The sequence below is a fragment of the Mycobacterium sp. NGS19 genome (assembly GCF_059813155.1).
The window spans coordinates 42,466-57,641 of the sequence record NZ_JCALEB010000003.1; the positions used below are offsets into that span (position 1 = coordinate 42,466).

Below are 15,176 nucleotides of genomic sequence, written 5' to 3' on the forward strand. Positions count from 1 at the left end.
CGTGCCGCCTGATGCACTGCTGACGAGCGGAAAACGTTGTCCCACAACGCTTTCCGCGAACCCTTCGGAATGCCCGGCTCCGCTACAACCGACCAGCCGCAAACGACCCCGCCTGCGCCGCCAGCCCAGACGTCACATACGACAGGTGCGCGGCGGAAAACATCTCGTCGCGACTCGGTACCGACACGTTCCCCGGCGAGCAGATCGGATCTCCCGGCGCGCACAAGTCGATGGCCTTCGCTCCATACAGCGGGCTGATCACGTTCAGTGGCGCACCCACATACCTGTCCGCCGGGTTTCCCAAAACAGCAACGGCGGCAACATGATCCGCGACGTCCGGCGGCATCGGCGCCGGCTCGAAACCCCCGATCGGAACCGGTACCGCGGTGATCAAATCGATCACGATCGCGCCCTGCGAGTATCCGCCGAGCACTAGCTTGGTGTTGGGACAGCTCGCCGCCGTCGCCTGCACATGAGCGCTGGCATCCGCAGCACCAGTCGACGCCGACGGGGCGAAGTCCTCACTGGCCGGATAGTTCACCGCATACACCCCGACCGACCTCCCGCCGGCTCGGGAACGGAGAGCATCGACGAACGCCTGCCCCACTCCCCCGATGCCGGGCGGCTCCGTCGTCGCCCGGGCGAAGACCACCTCCACGTCGGGACACGGCGCTGCGCCGGCCGGCGGCGATCCAGTCACCAGCGCGCAGGTTGTCAACGCCGCGGCGCACAACGCCGGCATCGGATGCAATTTCATGCGTTCGATATCCCCACATCTGGCGCTGCCAAACGCCGGCCCGCCACCGACAGGCGATGGCGGGCCGACCGCAGGTGCTGCTGTTAGCCCACGCCCTGGTTTCCGGTCGCGCAACGCGACACCAGGATGCGGCCTCCGCCGTTCTTGGCCAGCGCTTGCTGCTCGGCATCGGCGAGGGTCGGGCCATACCAGCCGTAGTAGTTGTCGTACTGCCCGTACACGCCGCGGTCGCCGACCGCCAGCGCCGCGCACCAGTTCTGAGCCCATGCGATGAACACGCAGTGTGAGCCGCCGTGGTTCTGGCACTCGACGAGCGAGCGGATCCGCGCGCCGTCCAGGTCGTTGTAGTTGTTGCCCCAGCCGTAAGCACCGGTCTCCGGTGAGAACGAGATCGCGACGTACTTGTCTTGTGCATTGGCCGGTGCGGCGGTGCTCACAGCCCCGGCGACCACTGCGCCGGCGGCCAACAGCATCGCGGCGGCAGCCGCCTTTGTCCGCCGGTTCTGGGACTTGGTTTGGATGGTGGACATGGTGTCTCCTTCGGGTGGCGCAACCTCCGGTGGGCTGCGTTCACCTGCTAGGAGCGACCACTCGCCCCGGCGGGGACACTTTTTTCGAAATCTTCAAGACGAAGTCGATGGGCCTCCCCCGAGCCGCCACGCGCTCAGCTGCGTACGCGCACCTTGTACGTCGACGGCCACGACTGCCGGGACTCGTCGCCCACCAGCGGAGTGCCCTTGCCCCCGACCTTGACGTCGTAGGGCTCTTTGCCCGGTCCCACTTCGCGTTTGGCGTGCTCCTGTGCCAGGTAGTACAGCTCGTCGATCGTGGCTTCGGAGTACGCCACGAACGTGGTCTGACGGACCACATCCTCGGGCGCGGGCGCCATCCGCTCCGGCAGCAACCGCGACGCCAACGCCGCCAGCCCCAGCAGCGCGAACGGAATCACCCAGTAACAGACGAACGACAGCGGGGTCGTCGTGTCGAGAATCGTCGCATCGCCTTGAATGATCGGCGGAATCGCCGACGACACTGTCATCCCGGCGAATGCGGCGACCCATATCCACGTCAGCAGCGTGGTGATGTGGCCGAAAAGCTCACTTTCGATCACCTCGGGCGGCTGACCCACTTCGGCGAATTCACGCACGAACGGCCTTCCGATCAGTACACCGATGAGCGCAACGAGGAAGATGCCGGCGTTGCTCAACGGCTGCATCCAGCGTTCCAGGAACGACTGGCTCACCGTGAACGTCAGCACCCCGAGCACCACAAATGTTGCGACAGCACCGATTTCGAGCGTCCGCGCGGGCGCACTCTTAACGCGTGCAATGACGAACGACAGCACGGCAATGCCGAGCGCCACCAGCACCGCAGCGGTGAAGGGGACATTGCCGACCAGCACCCAGTAGACGACCCACGGCGCGAAACCCAAGAGAATTCCCACGGACGGTCAGTGTAGGGAGGCACTTGGATACGCTCCGCAGGGTGCGGCGCAACTTGTCTTCCGGCTCGCCTTTTGAATCGGCAGTGGGTTATGCGCGCGCGGTCCGGGTCGGGCCACACATCGCGGTCTCCGGCACCACCGGCAGCGGCACCGATGTCGCCGCTCAGACCCGCGACGCGCTGCACCGGATCGATGCCGCACTGCGTGAAGTGGGCGGCTCACTGGCCGACGTGATCCGCACTCGCATCTATGTCACCGACATCAGCCAGTGGCGTCGCGTCGGCGCGGCGCACGCCGAGGTGTTCGGCGACATCCGGCCCGCGGCCACCATGGTCGAGGTCTCCGCGCTCATCGACCCGGCGCTGCTAGTCGAGATCGAGGCCGACGCCTACGTCGCCGACTGAAGCGGCGGAAACCGGCCGTCCGCCCCGGGCCGATATTCGCTCACCGCGAAAACCGCCCGCACCGGCAGCGGACCGTACAGGTGCGGGAACATCATCGAGGCGGGATCCGTTGCTACTCCGGGCTCCCAGCGCACCGGCCCTTCAAGCCGTGAGGGGTCGATGTGCAAGAGGACGAGGTCGGTTCGCCCGGCGTAGAGCCGGTTGGCCGGAAGGTGCACCTGTTCGGGTGTGGACAGATGCACGAAGCCGGTCTCCCGTAGCGACGGCGGGCGGTACTCGCCGAGTCGTCGCGCGTCCGCCCAATCTGTTGCTGAACAGAGATGTAACAGGACAGACATCTGGGTAACCATGCGCCTACTACAGGCGATGTGAAACGTGAGACACGACACACCCGCAGCGGGCTTCGGAACAAAGCCGAACGGGAAAGTGTCTGTCACAGTTAGAGACGCGAGAGGGGCCCACAGCCACAACGCGAGAAGGGAACACCAATGACCGCAACGCTTACCAGTCCGGAACTCACCAGGGCTGACCGCTGCGATCGCTGCGGTGCTGCGGCTCGCGTTCGGGCCAAGTTGCCCTCCGGAGGCGAACTGCTCTTCTGCCAACACCACGCCAACAAGCACGAGGCCAAGCTGGTCGAGCTGGCGGCGGTGCTCGAGGTGAGCGCCGTCGAGGCGTAACCGCCGGGGTGCTGGGCAGGCGCACCGTCGTTCAGCAATGCTGGACGGGTCATGACTGACCAAGCGCCGGCGCGAGTGTCCAAACACCAGGTTCGCCACGTCGTCATCCGGACGCTGGGCAAGGCTTGGGACGACTCAATATTTTCCGAGTCGGCGCAAGCTGCGTTCTGGCAAGTGCTGTCGCTTCCCCCGCTGTTGCTGGGGCTTCTCGGCAGCCTCGCCTACATCGCGCCGTTCTTCGGTCCGGACACACTGCCCACGATCGAGCACCGGCTAGTCAGCGCCGCGAACAGTTTCTTCTCCCCCAGCGTGGTCAACGAGATCATCGCGCCGACGATCACCGACATCGTGCAAGGGGCTCGCGGCGAAGTGGTGTCACTTGGCTTCGTGATCTCGCTATGGGCGGGATCGTCGGCGATTTCGGCGTTCGTCGATTCGGTCGTGGAAGCGCACGGCCAGACACCGCTGCGCCATCCGGTGCGGCAGCGGTTCTTCGCGCTGGGCATCTACGTGGCGATGTTGGTCGTCGCGATCGTGGTGATGCCGTTGATCGCGCTGGGCCCGCAAAAGATCGCGCAGTGGATTCCCGACAGTTGGAACACGGTATTGCAGTACTGCTACTACCCGCTGCTCGGACTGGGCCTGGTGCTCATCGTGACGGTGCTCTACCGGGTGTCGTTGCCGAACCCGCTGCCCACCCATCGCCTCGTCCTCGGGGCGGTGCTGGCCACGTTGGTGTTCCTGCTGGCCAGCTACGTGCTGCGGCTGTATCTGCAGTGGATCACCAGCACCGGCTACACCTACGGCGCGCTGGCCACCCCGATCGCCTTCTTGCTGTTCGCGTTCTTCCTCGGGTTCGCGGTTGTGATCGGCGCCGAACTCAACAACGCGATCCAGGAGCAGTGGCCAGCACCGGATACCCATGCCCGGCGGTTGCGGTGGTGGCTCAAGGCACGGGCCGAAGAGATCGTCGCCGACGAACCGCAACCCGAACCGCAACCGGCGACGGCCGAGCGGATCAGCCCCTCTTGAGCGTTTCGTAGATCCGCTTGCAATCCGGGCACACGGGCGATCCCGGCTTGGGAGAGCGGGTCACCGGGAACACTTCGCCGCACAGCGCCACCACGTGGGTGCCCATCACGGCGCTCTCGGCGATCTTGTCCTTCTTCACGTAATGGAAGTACTTCGGGGTGTCGCTGTCGGTCCCGTCGTCGACGCGTTCGTCGGGCTTGGTGCGCTCGATCGTGTCGGTCTGCATGCTCGCCATTGTGCCCGGTCCGGGAACCGTAATAAACCGCCTCCGCAGGCCGCGCCATGTTGTGAAACAGTGGAGGGATGAAACACGGCCACGAGCTGAGTTTCGACGACGACGGTCGGCCCGTCCTGATCACCGCCGCCGCGCTCCCCTACGAAGAAGAACACCGCAGGCGGGTGCGCAAGTACCTGACGTTGATGACGTGGCGCATCCCCGCGCTGATTCTGGCTGCGATCGCGTACGGCATTTGGCACAACGGATTGATCTCGCTGCTGATCGTCGCGGCGTCGGTGCCGCTGCCGTGGATGGCGGTGCTGATCGCCAACGACCGCCCGCCGCGCCGCGCGGAGGAACCTCGGCGGTTCGACAAGCAGTCCCACCGCACGCCGTTGTTCCCGACAGCGCATCGCCAAGAACTTGACCTAGGGCACGCTGCCGCGCCGCAATTCGACCGGCCGAATCCGACCGAGCCCAAGCCGGATTAGGGCACTCTGGCTTTATTTCTCAGCCTATTCTCAGGCCGCCACTGAATAACCGCAGTTCAGAGGGGCTACCCGACTGATTGCACGGGAACTTCGACCGCGCTTCGAGCGTTGCACTCCATGACAGTTCGAGGCGATCAGGAGGCCGCAATGGCAAATGCCACCACCAGCCGGGTTGACAACGATCTGGACGCCCAGAGTCCAGCTGCCGACCTCGTGCGGGTGTATCTGAACGGCATCGGCAAGACGGCGCTGCTCAACGCGGCCGACGAGGTCGAGCTGGCGAAGCGGATCGAGGCCGGCCTGTACGCCCAGCACCTGCTCGACACGCGCAAGCGCCTCGGCGAGAACCGCAAGCGCGAGCTGCAGATGGTCGTGCGCGACGGCGAGGCAGCGCGGCGCCATCTGCTCGAAGCCAATCTGCGGCTCGTGGTGTCGCTGGCCAAGCGCTACACCGGGCGGGGCATGCCGCTGCTGGACCTGATCCAGGAAGGCAACCTCGGCCTGATCCGCGCGATGGAGAAGTTCGACTACACCAAGGGCTTCAAGTTTTCGACGTACGCCACCTGGTGGATCCGTCAGGCGATCACGCGCGGCATGGCCGACCAGAGCCGCACGATCCGACTGCCGGTGCACCTCGTCGAGCAGGTCAACAAGCTGGCGCGGATCAAGCGCGAGATGCATCAGAACCTCGGCCGTGAAGCAACCGACGAGGAACTGGCTGCCGAGTCCGGAATTCCCGTCGAGAAGATCAACGACCTGCTGGAGCACAGCCGTGATCCGGTGAGCCTTGACATGCCGGTCGGCAGTGACGAGGAAGCCCCGCTCGGCGACTTCATCGAAGACGCCGAGGCGATGTCGGCTGAGAACGCCGTCATCTCCGAGTTGCTGCACACCGATATTCGGCACGTGCTGGCCACACTCGACGAGCGCGAGCAGCAGGTGATCCGCCTGCGGTTCGGCCTCGACGACGGCCAGCCCCGCACGCTCGACCAGATCGGCAAGCTGTTCGGGCTCTCCCGGGAACGGGTGCGTCAGATCGAGCGCGAGGTCATGGCGAAGCTGCGCCACGGCGAACGCGCCGATCGGCTTCGCTCCTACGCAAGCTGACTCCCCCCACGGTGTGCCCACCGGAACTTCCGGTGGGCACACTGGCGTGACGGGACGGGTGATGCGTGTTGTTGCCGGTGCGGCGCGGGATGCCCCGACGGCGCGAGGCCGCCTTTTTGCCAGCTAGACCGGTAGACTGCAGCCGACGGAGGGTGGGTGAATGAACGATCTTGTCGACACGACCGAGATGTATCTGCGGACCATCTACGACCTCGAGGAAGAGGGCGTGGTGCCGCTGCGTGCCCGCATCGCCGAACGGCTCGAGCAGAGCGGTCCGACCGTCAGCCAAACCGTGTCGAGGATGGAGCGCGACGGCCTGCTGCATGTCGCCGGCGACCGTCACCTGGAGCTGACCCCCAAGGGGCGCACACTGGCCGTCGCCGTGATGCGCAAGCACCGCCTGGCCGAACGCCTGCTGGTCGACATCATCGGGCTGCCGTGGGAAGACGTACACGCCGAGGCCTGTCGCTGGGAGCACGTGATGAGCGAGGAGGTCGAGCGGCGCTTGGTGCAGGTGCTCGACAACCCGACCATCTCTCCGTTCGGCAACCCCATCCCCGGCCTTGCCGAGCTGGGCGTCGACCCGACCTCGCAGCCCGAGCGCGGCAGCTTGGTCCGGTTGACCGAGCTGCCCGCCGGTGCTCCCGTGGCCGTGGTGGTCCGGCAGCTCACCGAACACGTGCAGGGCGACGTCGAGTTGATCACCCGGCTCAAGGACGCCGGCGTGGTGCCCAACGCCAGGGTGACTGTGCAGACCAATCCGTCCGGCAGCGTCACGATCGTGATTCCCGGGCACGAGGACGTCGAACTGCCCCATCACATGGCGCACGCGGTGAAGGTCGAGAAGGTCTAGCTCGCCCGTCGACCGAATCTTCGCCGCGGCGGCAGGCCGACCCCGAGCCGATCCGCCACGCGGTAACCGCTGATCGCCAGTTCGCGAACCGCGTCCGGGCGCAATCCCGATTGAAGCGCGGTGTCGAGCATCGAGGCCATCCGGTGCTCGTTGTCACAGCGCAGCGCCGCATCAAGTGCCACCCCGGCGAGCGGACCGTCGCCGCGGGCATAGGCCGAAAAGGCAAGCAACACAAGGGCTTCCACTCTCCACGGCGTCGGAAGCACACGTGACAACATCGCCCACAGCTCCTCGGCCTCAGCCGCCTTGTCGCCGACCGCTAACGCGAACAGCGTGTCTCGCACGTCCACATTGGCCAGGGCGCAAGCCATTTCGGCGACCTGAGCATCCGAGGGCTCCGTTCCGCCAGCCATCTTCGCCGCGAGTGCGACCGCAAAGTTGACGTCACCTCGCGGGGATTGTTCATCGCTTTCTGCCCGTGCCTTGAGTCGCCGCCGAATCCGCCGCGCCAACCGCTCGACGCGCGCGGCATCGGTCACCTCGACCACCTTCTGCAGGTCTTCGCGGCGCGCATAGAGCCGCCGACCGTCCAGCACGGCGGCCATGGCCAGCGGCGACGATGCCGGGTCGTCGACGGTGCCGCCCGCTCCGCACATGTCGGCGCAATGCCACCGACCACCCGCGGCGACACGATTCACCACGTGAGTGGCCAACAACGTAATGTCTTGTAGTGCAAGCACATCCGACAACGTCGACGCGAGGTCGCGAAAGTCGTCGGCGCACGCAGGACACAACGCCCCGTCAGCGTCGACGATCACCGCGATCGCCGCGTCCGGCCCGGCCGCCGCGGCCACCTCGGCGACATGCTCGACGGTGTCGGCCAGCTGTGGCGACAGATCCACCCGCATCACCGCCCCCATCTCGCCGCGGTCGACGGTGACGAGCACCAATGATTTCTCGGGAACGAAGCCAAGCACCGCGGGCAGCGCCGCGATCAGCGCGCCGGGCCTGTTGAGAATGAAGTCAGGCTGTGAAGTGGTCATGTTCTGACCCTTGCGGGCGGCACCGTCGACAACGGGGCGCTGACGAACCGATGGTCCCTCGCTGTGGACGAACGCAAGACTGTGGATGAACCGCCCCAGCCGCGGACGTAGGGCACCGGGGCACAGCTCTTGGTTCGGTCCGGGTGCAAGATCACGCCAAACGGCGTAGATGTCTACACATGGCAATGGAGTACGACCTCGTCGTCATCGGTTCCGGCCCCGGGGGGCAGAAGGCCGCAATCGCCGCGGCGAAGCTCGGCAAGTCCGTCGCCATCGTCGAGCGCGGCCGGATGCTCGGCGGCGTCTGCGTGAACACCGGAACCATTCCGTCGAAGACACTGCGCGAGGCCGTGCTCTACCTCACCGGCATGAGCCAGCGCGAACTGTACGGCGCGAGCTACCGGGTCAAGGACAAGATCACGCCGGCTGATCTGCTGGCTCGCACCACGCACGTCGTCAACAAAGAGCAGGACGTGGTCCGCTCGCAGCTGATGCGCAACAACATCGAGGTCTACATCGGGCATGGCCGGTTCGTCGACGAGCACACCGTCCTCATCGAGAACCCGAACCGGGGCGACCGGATCACGATCACGGGTCGCTACATCGTGATCGCCACGGGCACCAAGCCGGCGCGTCCGGCCGGTGTCGAGTTCGACGAATGCCGGGTGCTGGACTCCGACGGCATCTTGGACCTCAAGGCGCTGCCGTCGTCGATGGTCGTAGTAGGTGCAGGCGTGATCGGCATCGAGTACGCGTCGATGTTCGCCGCGCTGGGCACCAAGGTGACCGTCGTCGAAAAGCGCGACACGATGCTGGACTTCTGCGACCCCGAGGTGGTCGAGGCCCTGCGATTTCACCTGCGCGATCTGGCGGTCACATTCCGGTTCGGCGAGGAGGTGACAGCGGTGGACGTCGGCTCCGCCGGCACTGTCACGACCTTGGCCAGCGGCAAGCAGATCCCTGCCGAGACCGTGATGTACTCCGCCGGCCGCCAGGGCCAAACCGATCATCTCGACCTGGCCAACGCCGGGCTCGAGGCGGACAGTCGCGGTCGCATCTTCGTCGACGACAGGTTCCAGACCAAGGTCGACCACATCTTCGCCGTCGGCGACGTCATCGGATTTCCTGCGCTGGCCGCAACCTCGATGGAGCAGGGTCGGCTGGCGGCCTACCACGCATTCGGCGAACCCACCGCCGGCATGACGGACCTGCAGCCGATCGGCATCTACTCGATCCCGGAGATTTCCTACGTCGGCGCCACCGAGGTGGAGCTGACCAAGAACTCGATCCCGTACGAGGTCGGGGTGTCGCGGTACCGGGAACTCGCGCGCGGCCAGATCGCCGGCGACTCGTACGGCATGCTCAAGCTGCTGGTGTCCACCGACGACCTGAAGCTGCTCGGCGTGCACATCTTCGGCACCAGCGCCACCGAGCTCGTGCACATCGGCCAGGCGGTGATGGGCTGTGGCGGCACCATCGAGTACCTCGTCGACGCAGTGTTCAACTATCCGACGTTCTCGGAGGCATACAAGGTCGCCGCGCTGGACGTGATGAACAAGATGCGCGCGCTGAGCCAGTACCGCTCGTAGCTAGCAGTCGTCCTCGAACACCGCGGGCGCGGTGTCACCGGCCCCGCCGGCTTCTGCCCGATGCAGCAGGTCGGCCACGCGGCGGTCGAACGGAGAAGAGTACGAGACGCTGTCGTCGCAACCGCCGCCGTGCGGGCCGCCCACCAGTCCGACCACCGTGCCGTCGATGCGCCACGGCGCGCCGCTGGTACCGGCCATCAGGCCCGCGCATGTCAGCGACGGGAACCCGCCGGGCGCCGTCGCAGTGGCGGCGCGGCAGCCGATGGGAGCACCACCGGTGCCCATCGGGTAGGCGGTCACGGTGACGACGGCCGCGGGCGGCGGCGCTGCACCCAGGCGCAGCCCTGCACCGACCACCGATTCGATGGAGCGACCGTCGTCACGGCTGACCCGTGCCACGGCGAAGTCGGCGACGGGATCCCTGCTGGCCAGCCATCGCGGGTCGAGGTAGATCGCTCCGACGGTCCAGGTGCCGGCGGCGCCGGCCCGGCCGCCGAATCCGGGCGCGAATGTCGTCGGATAGCCCGAGGCCACGCAGTGTGCGGCGGTGAGGATCAGGTCGCCGGTGGCCGAATGCAGCACCGATCCGGTACAGGTGTGCATGTCTGAGGCCCCAAGGAACAACGCCCCCACCAGCGGATCGGGAGCGACGGGCGCGGCGGTCGCCGACGTCGGTGGCGGCGGCGCATCCGCGACGCCGGGCTGATGTCGCGGCGTACAGCTCAGCAGGCAGACGGCCAGAAGCAGCAGGGGAGCCAGCCGCACACGCATCATGTCGATCATCCTGGAACGCAACGATGCCAGTGTCGCGTTGAGCAAACAGGGGTACCCGCGTTCGCGATATTGCGGCCTGCGGTGGCGGCTCAGCCGATCGGCAGCGACACTAGACGTCACCGGGTCCGCGGAAGGAGGCGAGAAGAATGGCTGAGCACCGCGATGAATACCGGCCGGACCAGAGTGGAATGTACGAGCTCGAGTTTCCGGCTCCGCAATTGTCGTCGCCCGACGGCCGCGGTCCGGTGTTGATTCACGCACTGGAAGGTTTCTCGGACGCAGGCCATGCGATCCGGCTGTCTTCGCGCTACCTGCGCCAGGCACTCGACACCGAGCTGGTGGCATCGTTCGCGATCGACGAGCTGCTGGACTACCGCTCGCGCCGACCGCTGATGACGTTCAAGACCGACCACTTCACCGCATACGACGATCCGGAACTGAGCCTCTACGCGCTGCACGACACCGTCGGGACACCGTTTCTGCTGCTGGCCGGCATGGAACCCGACCTGAAGTGGGAGCGGTTCGTCACCGCGGTGCGACTGCTGGCCGAGCGGCTGGGCGTGCGGCAGACGATCGGTCTGGGCACCATCCCGATGGCTGTGCCGCACACCAGGCCGGTGACCATGACGGCACACTCCAACAACAAGGAGCTGATCGCCCATCATCAGCCCTGGGTCGGCGAGGTGCAGGTGCCTGGCAGCGCGTCGAATCTGCTGGAATACCGGATGGCCCAGCACGGCCACGACGTCGTCGGCTTCACCGTGCACGTCCCGCACTACTTGGCGCAGACCGATTACCCCGCCGCGGCAGAGGCGCTGCTGGCCGAAGTCAGCAAAGTCGCATCGCTGCAGATCCCGTTGGCGGCGCTCACCGAGGCCGCTGCCGAGATCCGCGCGAAGGTCGACGAGCAGGTGAACTCCAGCCCCGAAGTTGCGCAGGTGGTGTCCGCGCTGGAGCGTCAGTACGACGCGTTCGTCGCGGCCCAGGAGAACCGGTCGCTGCTGGCGCGCGACGAAGAGCTGCCCAGCGGCGAAGAACTGGCCGGGGAGTTCGAACGCTTCCTGGCGCAGCAGACAGGTGACTTCTCGGACGGTTTCCGAGACGGCGACGACAAGAAGTGAGCTGACCCGGGCCGCCGGCCCGAAGCGGAGGTGGCCCTATGACTGCGCGGACGACGAATCTGCGGCCGGTACGCGACGTGCGAACGACGCTGGAGTTCCGCACGATTCACGGCTACCGCCGCGCGTTTCGCGTCGCCGGTGACGGGCCCGCGATCCTGCTGATCCACGGCATCGGGGACAACTCGTCGACCTGGGAGGCCGTGCAGACAAAACTCGCGCAACGGTTCACGGTGATCGCCCCGGACCTGCTCGGTCACGGCAAGTCGGACAAACCGCGGGCCGACTACTCGGTTGCCGCGTACGCCAACGGCATGCGCGACCTGCTGGCCGTGCTCGACATCGACCGGGTGACCGTGATCGGGCACTCGCTCGGCGGCGGCGTCACGATGCAATTCGCTTACCAGTACCCGCAATTGGTGGAACGCATCGTGCTCGTCGGGACGGGCGGGGTGACCAAGGACGTCCACTTCGCGCTGCGCCTCGCGTCGCTGCCGATGGGCACCGAGGCGCTGGCGCTGTTGCGGCTTCCGGGAGCGTTGCCTGCGTTGCAGACCGTCGGGCGCATGTTGGGCGCCATGCTCAATGCCGCTGCCACCGCGGCACCGGGCCTGGCCCCGACGCGGTTCGGCCATGACCTGCCCGACGTGCTGCGGGTGCTCGCGGAATTGCCGGAGCCGACGGCGTCGTCGGCGTTTTCGCGGACGCTGCGCGCGGTGGTGGACTGGCGCGGCCAGGTGGTGACCATGCTGGACCGATGTTATTTGACGCAATCTGTTCCGGTGCAGTTGATTTGGGGAGAGCACGATTCGGTGATCCCGGTGGCTCATGCGCAGATGGCGCACGCCGCGATGCCGGGTTCACGGCTGGAGGTCTTCGAGAACTCCGGCCATTTTCCGTTCCACGACGACCCGGACCGCTTCGTCGAGGTCGTCGAGCAGTTCATCGATTCCACGGAACCCGCGGAATACGACCAGGATCGGCTGCGGTCGCTGTTACGCGCCGGCGTCAGCGACCAGACGATTTCGGGTCCGATGGACACCCGCGTCGCGGTGCTCGACGCGATGAGTTCCGACGAGCGCAGCGCAACCTGATCCGGCGCTCCCGCTGAGTAGAGTCGGGCGCATGGGTACCGACGTGTTCGTGGTGCGGGTATTCACCGACGCGGAAGGAAACTTCGGCAATCCGCTCGGCATCGTCGACGCGAGCACCGTCGCGCCGCGCGACCGGCAAGGGCTCGCGGCTCAATTGGGCTACAGCGAAACAATTTTCGTCGACATGCCCGATCCGGGCGCAACCACCGCCCACGCTCGCATCTTCACTCCTGCGACGGAGTTGCCGTTCGCCGGGCACCCGACGGTGGGGTTGTCGTGGTGGCTCAAACAACAGGGGCTTGCGATCCGCACGTTGCAAGTGCCAGCGGGTGTGGTCGCCGTCGGCTACGAGGACGAGTTGACGACGGTACGCGCACGCGCCGACTGGGCGCCCGAGTTTGTCTTCCACGAACTGCCCTCGCCGGATGACGTCGTCAACGCGGATCCCGACGACTACCCCGACGACGACCCGCACTACATCTGGGCCTGGCTCGACAAGTCGCGCGGACACCTGCGGTCGCGGATGTTCGCGGCCGATCTCGGCGTCGCCGAAGACGAGGCGACCGGCGCCGCGGCCGTACGCATCACCGACATTCTCAGCCGAGATCTCACGATCACCCAGGGCAAGGGGTCCGTCATCTCCACCCGGTGGAGCCCTGAGGGGTGGGTGACGGTGGGCGGCCGCGTCGTCGACGACGGCACCGTGCGCGTCGACTGAAGGGGTTACTTCGACGCGCTGACCTTGCGATGCGCCCGCAGCGCCTCGATCTCCCGCTCGAAGTCGTCGGCGGAGGTGAACGACCGGTACACCGAGGCGAACCGCAAGTAGGCCACCTCGTCCAGATCGCGCAGGGGACCCAGGATGGCCAGGCCGACCTCGTGGCTGGGCACCTCGGGTGAACCGGTGGCCCGCACGGTGTCTTCCACTTGCTGCGCCAGCAGGTTGAGCGCGTCGTCGTCGACCTGGCGGCCCTGACATGCCCGTCGCACACCGCGGATCACCTTTTCGCGGCTGAACGGTTCGGTGACCCCACTGCGCTTGACCACCGCCAGCACGGCCGTCTCGACGGTGGTGAACCTTCGCCCGCATTCTGGGCATGAGCGTCTGCGTCGGATCGCTTGGCCCTCATCGGTTTCCCGTGAGTCGACCACCCGGGAATCGGGATGGCGGCAGAACGGACAGTGCATGACTGCTCCTTCGCCGCGAAGACATTCGGTCGAGTCGAACGCCTCCGAGACTACCCGCGGGCGGCGGACGCGGGCCAACGTCGCCGGGGACATCATCCGAGCGGGGCGATCAGCGTCTGCCCGGCATCCAGCGCTGCAGAGTCAAGGTGATTGAGCTCCCGGATCCGCTCGATCACCCCGGCCACCGGCGCGTCCGGCGCCACTCTGGCCGCAAGCCGCTGCAGATTCTCGCCGGGCTGCACCTGTACGACCGCCAACTGCTGCGGCGCGGCGGTGCCCGTCGTGTCGGCGCTGCGGGCTTGGGCGATCGCGATGAGCCACACCGTGATCAACGCCGCGACCGCCGCCAGCATGACGGTCACGGTCGCGCTGACGCGTCGCGGCCGGTGCGGTGCATACGACATCGCCACGCCTGTGCGCCGATATGTGAGGGCGGCACCGCCCGGCCGCTTCGGTGCGGGACGGCGAGCCCTAAGCGTCGGCGCCGGTACGTCCCAGTCGATCACGGTCATGAGCGCCCCTTCTGTCGCCACCGTTCGCTCCTTTGTTCGAATATAGTCGATCATGCGTTCGAATCCGAACGTTTGATCGATGTGTACCAGAGGCATACGACAGCCCACTCGCCACGACATGGCGCTCGTGACCACGCATCACGAACGCGACACGCCTCGAACACATGTTTGAAGATGTCGGTGACGACCGCTAGATTTGCACTTATGAGTGACAGCAGCGGTCTCACCCAGCGTCAGCGGACCATCCTGGAGGTGATCCGCGCATCGGTCACCACCAGGGGATATCCGCCGAGCATCCGGGAGATCGGCGACGCCGTCGGCCTCACTTCCACGTCGTCGGTGGCACATCAGCTGCGCACGCTGGAACGCAAGGGCTATCTGCGCCGCGACCCGAATCGTCCCCGCGCCGTCGATGTCCGCGGGGCCGACGACGCGGCGACGGCCGTCACGACCGACGTCGCCGGTTCGGACGCGCTGCCGGAGCCGACGTTCGTGCCCGTGCTCGGACGCATTGCCGCAGGCGGCCCCATCCTCGCCGAGGAGGCGGTCGAAGACGTGTTCCCGCTGCCGCGAGAATTGGTGGGCGAGGGATCGTTGTTCCTGCTCAAGGTCGTGGGCGAGTCGATGGTCGACGCCGCGATCTGTGACGGTGACTGGGTGGTGGTGCGACAGCAGAACACCGCCGACAACGGCGACATCGTCGCGGCGATGATCGACGGAGAAGCCACCGTGAAGACGTTCAAGCGGACCGGCAACCAGGTCTGGCTGATGCCGCACAACCCGGCGTTCGATCCGATTCCCGGCAACGATGCCGCCATTCTCGGCCGTGTGGTCACGGTGATCCGCAAAATCTGACCCGCACACCGCGCCTCG

The 15,176-nt window shown here is 66.6% G+C and carries 20 protein-coding genes; 11 read left to right on the forward strand and 9 right to left on the reverse strand.

What is annotated here, in order from left to right:
- Positions 1 to 82: 82 nt before the first annotated feature.
- From AC5Y4N_RS09890 to AC5Y4N_RS09900, 3 genes are all read right to left on the reverse strand, one after another.
- Positions 83 to 757 (reverse strand): cutinase family protein, encoded by a 675-nt coding sequence (locus AC5Y4N_RS09890; protein ID WP_499910512.1) that lies wholly within the window; start codon positions 755 to 757, stop codon positions 83 to 85.
- A gap of 83 nt (positions 758 to 840) precedes the next feature.
- Positions 841 to 1,287 (reverse strand): DUF4189 domain-containing protein, encoded by a 447-nt coding sequence (locus tag AC5Y4N_RS09895; RefSeq protein ID WP_499910510.1) that lies wholly within the window; start codon positions 1,285 to 1,287, stop codon positions 841 to 843.
- A 134-nt stretch (positions 1,288 to 1,421) separates the two neighbouring features.
- On the reverse strand, positions 1,422 to 2,201 hold the full coding sequence (locus AC5Y4N_RS09900; protein ID WP_499910508.1) for a hypothetical protein: 780 nt from the start codon (positions 2,199 to 2,201) through the stop codon (positions 1,422 to 1,424).
- A gap of 41 nt (positions 2,202 to 2,242) precedes the next feature.
- Here AC5Y4N_RS09900 and AC5Y4N_RS09905 point away from each other — a divergent pair, with 41 nt between their 5' ends.
- The gene (locus tag AC5Y4N_RS09905) at positions 2,243 to 2,605 is read left to right on the forward strand and encodes a RidA family protein (RefSeq protein ID WP_499910506.1); all 363 of its coding nucleotides are present in this window, start codon (positions 2,243 to 2,245) and stop codon (positions 2,603 to 2,605) included.
- Here AC5Y4N_RS09905 and AC5Y4N_RS09910 read toward each other — a convergent pair.
- A complete protein-coding gene (locus AC5Y4N_RS09910; protein WP_499910504.1) occupies positions 2,590 to 2,943 on the reverse strand; it encodes a DUF952 domain-containing protein in 354 nt (117 codons plus the stop codon). The two genes, AC5Y4N_RS09905 and AC5Y4N_RS09910, sit on opposite strands and share 16 nt — an antisense overlap.
- Positions 2,944 to 3,093: 150 nt before the next feature.
- On the opposite strand from AC5Y4N_RS09910, the gene AC5Y4N_RS09915 reads away from it, so the two are divergent.
- Positions 3,094 to 3,285: a DUF7455 domain-containing protein gene (locus tag AC5Y4N_RS09915; protein ID WP_499910502.1), complete on the forward strand. Its 192-nt coding sequence runs from the start codon at positions 3,094 to 3,096 to the stop codon at positions 3,283 to 3,285.
- A 51-nt stretch (positions 3,286 to 3,336) separates the two neighbouring features.
- A complete protein-coding gene (locus tag AC5Y4N_RS09920) occupies positions 3,337 to 4,317 on the forward strand; it encodes a YihY/virulence factor BrkB family protein (protein ID WP_499910500.1) in 981 nt (326 codons plus the stop codon).
- On the opposite strand, the gene AC5Y4N_RS09925 is transcribed toward AC5Y4N_RS09920, so the two are convergent.
- On the reverse strand, positions 4,304 to 4,543 hold the full coding sequence (locus tag AC5Y4N_RS09925) for a DUF3039 domain-containing protein (RefSeq protein WP_499910498.1): 240 nt from the start codon (positions 4,541 to 4,543) through the stop codon (positions 4,304 to 4,306). The genes AC5Y4N_RS09920 and AC5Y4N_RS09925 overlap by 14 nt on opposite strands.
- Before the next feature lie 77 nt (positions 4,544 to 4,620).
- Here AC5Y4N_RS09925 and AC5Y4N_RS09930 point away from each other — a divergent pair, with 77 nt between their 5' ends.
- From AC5Y4N_RS09930 to AC5Y4N_RS09940, 3 genes are all read left to right on the forward strand, one after another.
- Complete coding sequence (locus AC5Y4N_RS09930; RefSeq protein WP_499910496.1) at positions 4,621 to 5,025, forward strand: DUF3099 domain-containing protein; 405 nt, start codon at positions 4,621 to 4,623, stop codon at positions 5,023 to 5,025.
- 147 nt (positions 5,026 to 5,172) lie between these two features.
- Positions 5,173 to 6,132 carry a sigma-70 family RNA polymerase sigma factor SigB gene (gene sigB / locus AC5Y4N_RS09935; RefSeq protein ID WP_499910494.1) on the forward strand — a complete coding sequence of 320 codons (960 nt, stop codon included), beginning with the start codon at positions 5,173 to 5,175 and terminating at the stop codon, positions 6,130 to 6,132.
- A 160-nt stretch (positions 6,133 to 6,292) separates the two neighbouring features.
- Entirely contained in the window at positions 6,293 to 6,985 is a 693-nt protein-coding gene (locus tag AC5Y4N_RS09940; RefSeq protein ID WP_499910490.1) for an iron-dependent transcriptional repressor DtxR, read from the forward strand.
- Here the strand turns inward: AC5Y4N_RS09940 and AC5Y4N_RS09945 are convergent.
- Positions 6,982 to 8,028: a DUF4192 domain-containing protein gene (locus AC5Y4N_RS09945; RefSeq protein WP_499910487.1), complete on the reverse strand. Its 1,047-nt coding sequence runs from the start codon at positions 8,026 to 8,028 to the stop codon at positions 6,982 to 6,984. The two genes, AC5Y4N_RS09940 and AC5Y4N_RS09945, sit on opposite strands and share 4 nt — an antisense overlap.
- Positions 8,029 to 8,213: 185 nt before the next feature.
- Here AC5Y4N_RS09945 and sthA point away from each other — a divergent pair, with 185 nt between their 5' ends.
- Positions 8,214 to 9,617: a Si-specific NAD(P)(+) transhydrogenase gene (gene sthA, locus AC5Y4N_RS09950; protein WP_499910643.1), complete on the forward strand. Its 1,404-nt coding sequence runs from the start codon at positions 8,214 to 8,216 to the stop codon at positions 9,615 to 9,617.
- Here the strand turns inward: sthA and AC5Y4N_RS09955 are convergent, their stop codons facing one another.
- A complete protein-coding gene (locus AC5Y4N_RS09955) occupies positions 9,618 to 10,391 on the reverse strand; it encodes a trypsin-like serine peptidase (RefSeq protein ID WP_499910641.1) in 774 nt (257 codons plus the stop codon).
- Between the two features lie 146 nt (positions 10,392 to 10,537).
- Between AC5Y4N_RS09955 and AC5Y4N_RS09960 the strand changes: the two genes are divergently transcribed.
- Genes AC5Y4N_RS09960 through AC5Y4N_RS09970 form a run of 3 tightly spaced genes read left to right on the forward strand, consistent with a single transcriptional unit; the run spans position 10,538 to position 13,321 of the window.
- Positions 10,538 to 11,512: a proteasome assembly chaperone family protein gene (locus AC5Y4N_RS09960; protein WP_499910483.1), complete on the forward strand. Its 975-nt coding sequence runs from the start codon at positions 10,538 to 10,540 to the stop codon at positions 11,510 to 11,512.
- A 38-nt stretch (positions 11,513 to 11,550) separates the two neighbouring features.
- Entirely contained in the window at positions 11,551 to 12,603 is a 1,053-nt protein-coding gene (locus AC5Y4N_RS09965; RefSeq protein ID WP_499910479.1) for an alpha/beta fold hydrolase, read from the forward strand.
- Positions 12,604 to 12,634: 31 nt separating this feature from the next.
- Entirely contained in the window at positions 12,635 to 13,321 is a 687-nt protein-coding gene (locus AC5Y4N_RS09970) for a PhzF family phenazine biosynthesis protein (RefSeq protein ID WP_499910476.1), read from the forward strand.
- Between the two features lie 5 nt (positions 13,322 to 13,326).
- Here AC5Y4N_RS09970 and nrdR read toward each other — a convergent pair whose 3' ends face one another.
- Positions 13,327 to 13,791: a transcriptional regulator NrdR gene (gene nrdR, locus AC5Y4N_RS09975; RefSeq protein ID WP_499910473.1), complete on the reverse strand. Its 465-nt coding sequence runs from the start codon at positions 13,789 to 13,791 to the stop codon at positions 13,327 to 13,329.
- Between the two features lie 92 nt (positions 13,792 to 13,883).
- On the reverse strand, positions 13,884 to 14,324 hold the full coding sequence (locus tag AC5Y4N_RS09980; RefSeq protein WP_499910470.1) for a LysM peptidoglycan-binding domain-containing protein: 441 nt from the start codon (positions 14,322 to 14,324) through the stop codon (positions 13,884 to 13,886).
- 183 nt (positions 14,325 to 14,507) lie between these two features.
- On the opposite strand from AC5Y4N_RS09980, the gene lexA reads away from it, so the two are divergent.
- Complete coding sequence (gene lexA / locus AC5Y4N_RS09985; protein ID WP_499910468.1) at positions 14,508 to 15,158, forward strand: transcriptional repressor LexA; 651 nt, start codon at positions 14,508 to 14,510, stop codon at positions 15,156 to 15,158.
- Positions 15,159 to 15,176: the final 18 nt, after the last annotated feature.

Excerpts from the sequence above, each read along its gene's own strand:
- AC5Y4N_RS09890 (WP_499910512.1), bottom strand. The coding sequence starts at position 757 with ATGAAATTGCATCCGATGCCGGCGTTGTGCGCCGCGGCGTTGACAACC.
- AC5Y4N_RS09895 (WP_499910510.1), bottom strand. The coding sequence starts at position 1,287 with ATGTCCACCATCCAAACCAAGTCCCAGAACCGGCGGACAAAGGCGGCT.
- AC5Y4N_RS09910 (WP_499910504.1), bottom strand. The coding sequence starts at position 2,943 with ATGTCTGTCCTGTTACATCTCTGTTCAGCAACAGATTGGGCGGACGCG.
- AC5Y4N_RS09915 (WP_499910502.1), top strand. The coding sequence starts at position 3,094 with ATGACCGCAACGCTTACCAGTCCGGAACTCACCAGGGCTGACCGCTGC.
- AC5Y4N_RS09920 (WP_499910500.1), top strand. The coding sequence starts at position 3,337 with ATGACTGACCAAGCGCCGGCGCGAGTGTCCAAACACCAGGTTCGCCAC.
- AC5Y4N_RS09925 (WP_499910498.1), bottom strand. The coding sequence starts at position 4,543 with ATGCAGACCGACACGATCGAGCGCACCAAGCCCGACGAACGCGTCGAC.
- AC5Y4N_RS09930 (WP_499910496.1), top strand. The coding sequence starts at position 4,621 with ATGAAACACGGCCACGAGCTGAGTTTCGACGACGACGGTCGGCCCGTC.
- sigB (WP_499910494.1), top strand. The coding sequence starts at position 5,173 with ATGGCAAATGCCACCACCAGCCGGGTTGACAACGATCTGGACGCCCAG.
- AC5Y4N_RS09940 (WP_499910490.1), top strand. The coding sequence starts at position 6,293 with ATGAACGATCTTGTCGACACGACCGAGATGTATCTGCGGACCATCTAC.
- AC5Y4N_RS09945 (WP_499910487.1), bottom strand. The coding sequence starts at position 8,028 with ATGACCACTTCACAGCCTGACTTCATTCTCAACAGGCCCGGCGCGCTG.
- sthA (WP_499910643.1), top strand. The coding sequence starts at position 8,214 with ATGGAGTACGACCTCGTCGTCATCGGTTCCGGCCCCGGGGGGCAGAAG.
- AC5Y4N_RS09955 (WP_499910641.1), bottom strand. The coding sequence starts at position 10,391 with ATGATGCGTGTGCGGCTGGCTCCCCTGCTGCTTCTGGCCGTCTGCCTG.
- AC5Y4N_RS09960 (WP_499910483.1), top strand. The coding sequence starts at position 10,538 with ATGGCTGAGCACCGCGATGAATACCGGCCGGACCAGAGTGGAATGTAC.
- AC5Y4N_RS09965 (WP_499910479.1), top strand. The coding sequence starts at position 11,551 with ATGACTGCGCGGACGACGAATCTGCGGCCGGTACGCGACGTGCGAACG.
- AC5Y4N_RS09970 (WP_499910476.1), top strand. The coding sequence starts at position 12,635 with ATGGGTACCGACGTGTTCGTGGTGCGGGTATTCACCGACGCGGAAGGA.
- nrdR (WP_499910473.1), bottom strand. The coding sequence starts at position 13,791 with ATGCACTGTCCGTTCTGCCGCCATCCCGATTCCCGGGTGGTCGACTCA.
- lexA (WP_499910468.1), top strand. The coding sequence starts at position 14,508 with ATGAGTGACAGCAGCGGTCTCACCCAGCGTCAGCGGACCATCCTGGAG.